Below are 2,354 nucleotides of genomic sequence, written 5' to 3' on the forward strand. Positions count from 1 at the left end.
GTGGGGTGGGGCCGACGACGGTGGCGATGTTGTTCCGTAACGCGTGGTTGGCGGCGCGTCGGGCGGTCAATGGCGACTGAGTGGGGTGGCGGCGTTCAGCCGGGGTCGACGACGGAACCCGTCAGTCATGTCGCTCCCCTGATCGTGGTGACAACTAAGCGACGCCGGCGGCGGCCTGGATCGATTTGTGCAGGGCGGGGGCGATCGGCCCGCTGAGCTCGGTGAGTTGCTGGATGCGCCGTTTGTTGGCGCGTTTGGTCCTACGGTCGAGGACGAGCTTGAGGTCTCCTGCGGCGACGATGGCCACGAGTGCGGCGTCGGCGGGGTCGATTCTGTCGATGGGGTTGTTCAGGGCGGCGGTGATCCGGCCGAGGAGTTCCTTGCGGACGCGGGGGTCGTGGATGGTCATCTTGGTCGTGGGGAGCAGCCCGAGGATCCTGTGTGGTTCGAGGCGGACCCAGCCGCCATCACTGAGCTGCTGACGTACCGCGCGGACGGCGGCGCGCTGGCGGCCGTCGACCCAGTGCTGCCAGGTGCGTGGCTTGGAGCCGGCGATCTCTTCGAGGAGCGCGTCGAGGACGGGATCGTGGCAGGGGTGCCGGACGTCGATGGCGGCGCGGCCGCGTTCGTCGGTGAGGTGGCCGCGCAGGTGGAGGTCCGCCAGGGCCGCGGCGCGGAGCATGGCGCCGAGGTCGGTGTCCACGCCGACCCTGCCCTTGTCGGGGTTGTAGGCCAGCACGAAGATGCGCTGGGGGAGGCTGTCGGGTACGGCCATGTCATGCTTCTTTCGGCTCGGGTGCGGCGGGGGATACCGCGATGCCCTTGTTCAGCGCTGCTTGGACGATGCGGATGGCCTCGTTGGCGTCGATGCCGACGCTGGCGATGACGGCGGCGTAGTCGGCGGCGGCGTGGCGTGCCCGTTCGCGGCCCTTCTCGCCGGCTGCGGACACGAACGAGCCGGCTGGCCCGCGGGTCTCGATCAACCCTGCCTCCTCCAGCTCCCGGTAGGCCCGGCCGACGGTGTTGACGGCCAGGCCGAGGTCTGCGGCCAGCCGACGGATGGTCGGCAGTCGGGTGCCCACGGCGAGCGTGTGGTCCTGGATCTGCCGGGCTAGCTGGGCACGGAGCTGCTCGAACGGCGGGACGGGCGACGATGGGTCGATGACGACCATTCGGTTCACGGTGCGCTCATGACCTGCCGCGCCACCATGGCGCTCCGGGTGGTCCGTGCCTCGATCAGGGCCTGCGCGATGACGCTCAGGACGATGAAGACCATCCAGGCAGCGTTCCACCACCCGAAGGCGGTATTGAACACCGACACGACCGGCAGCGACCACACCGACCACACCGCGGTCGGCACGGCGCCGACTCGGGCGTCCTCGACCCGCATGATGACATCGGCGGTCAGCGAGACCTCGTCGTCCGCCACGACCGGGTGCGTCAGAACATGGCGTAGCTGGACGACAATGCCGACCGCGAGCCCGCCCAGCCCGATGAGCAGGATGACCGCCGCGTACCTCGCGTTGGAGTTGTGCAGTGTCAGGGCGCCGATCGCCAGCGTCGTCGCGCCCGCGAACGTGGCAGCCGCGAACGCGGCGCGCGGCCAGCCGAGCACGGTACGCCAGCCGAGCCGGACCGGGTGGGCCGCCCGTCGCGGCAACGTCGCACCGGCGCGCCGGTCGACCCGCCGCACCCACCAGTCCAGCGACGACTGGGCCACCACCAACCCGACCACCAGCGCCGTCAGCACCAGCAGCAGCCAACGCCGGTACCCGGACCCGTCAGCCATGCCGCCGGTGTAGGCGAGGGCAACCGCGATGATGAACGCGGCCAGCAGGACAGCAGCGGCCAGGCGGGTACGTCGCCGCACCGCCAGACGCGTCGCCAGCAACGGTGTCGGCCGGGCGTCGGCCAGGCCGTGCTCGGCCAACCACGCGCGGGCCCGCTCAAGGTCTGCCGGGCGCACCGGGGGGTCGACATCTGGCAATGTCTCATTCGACACGACGCCTCCTATGTCGCAAAGCTTGTCTCATCATGGTGCGTCAAGCCTTGGGACAAGTCAATCCGGGTGCGGAAGGCCGGGTACGGCCGGTTCCTCGGCGAGTCGGTGCCGAGGCGGTGTAGCAGCGCCACGGAGGAGGTCTTCCCGCGAGGTTGTCGGCGGTCGAGGGCGTGGACGGCGGTGTGGAGGCGGCCGGGGTCGACGAAGCCGTCGTGCGGGGGCGGCCGGGTGGCAGGTCGAAGGTCGCAGGGCGCACTCTTGCACCCTGCGTCGTCTCAGGAGGGTGTTTCGGGTGTTTCGGGTGCTGGTGTGTTCGGTGGTGGTGTTTGTCGTGGTGGGGGCGGCGGGGCTG

General features: G+C 70.4%; 3 protein-coding genes. All 3 read right to left on the reverse strand.

Features of this window, described 5'->3' with window-relative positions:
- Positions 1-154: 154 nt before the first annotated feature.
- Genes E1193_RS31135 through E1193_RS31145 form a run of 3 tightly spaced genes read right to left on the reverse strand, consistent with a single transcriptional unit; the run spans position 155 to position 2,002 of the window.
- Positions 155-775 carry a GPP34 family phosphoprotein gene (locus E1193_RS31135; RefSeq protein ID WP_132186696.1) on the reverse strand — a complete coding sequence of 207 codons (621 nt, stop codon included), beginning with the start codon at positions 773-775 and terminating at the stop codon, positions 155-157.
- A gap of 1 nt (position 776) precedes the next feature.
- Positions 777-1,172, reverse strand: coding sequence for a GntR family transcriptional regulator (locus tag E1193_RS31140; protein ID WP_132186697.1), 396 nt, complete (start codon positions 1,170-1,172; stop codon positions 777-779).
- Positions 1,173-1,177: 5 nt separating this feature from the next.
- Complete coding sequence (locus E1193_RS31145; RefSeq protein ID WP_132186698.1) at positions 1,178-2,002, reverse strand: hypothetical protein; 825 nt, start codon at positions 2,000-2,002, stop codon at positions 1,178-1,180.
- Between the last annotated feature and the right edge of the window lie 352 nt (positions 2,003-2,354).

Source organism: Micromonospora sp. KC606, assembly GCF_004348675.1.
In the GTDB taxonomy this organism is placed as follows: Bacteria; Actinomycetota; Actinomycetes; order Mycobacteriales; family Micromonosporaceae; genus Micromonospora.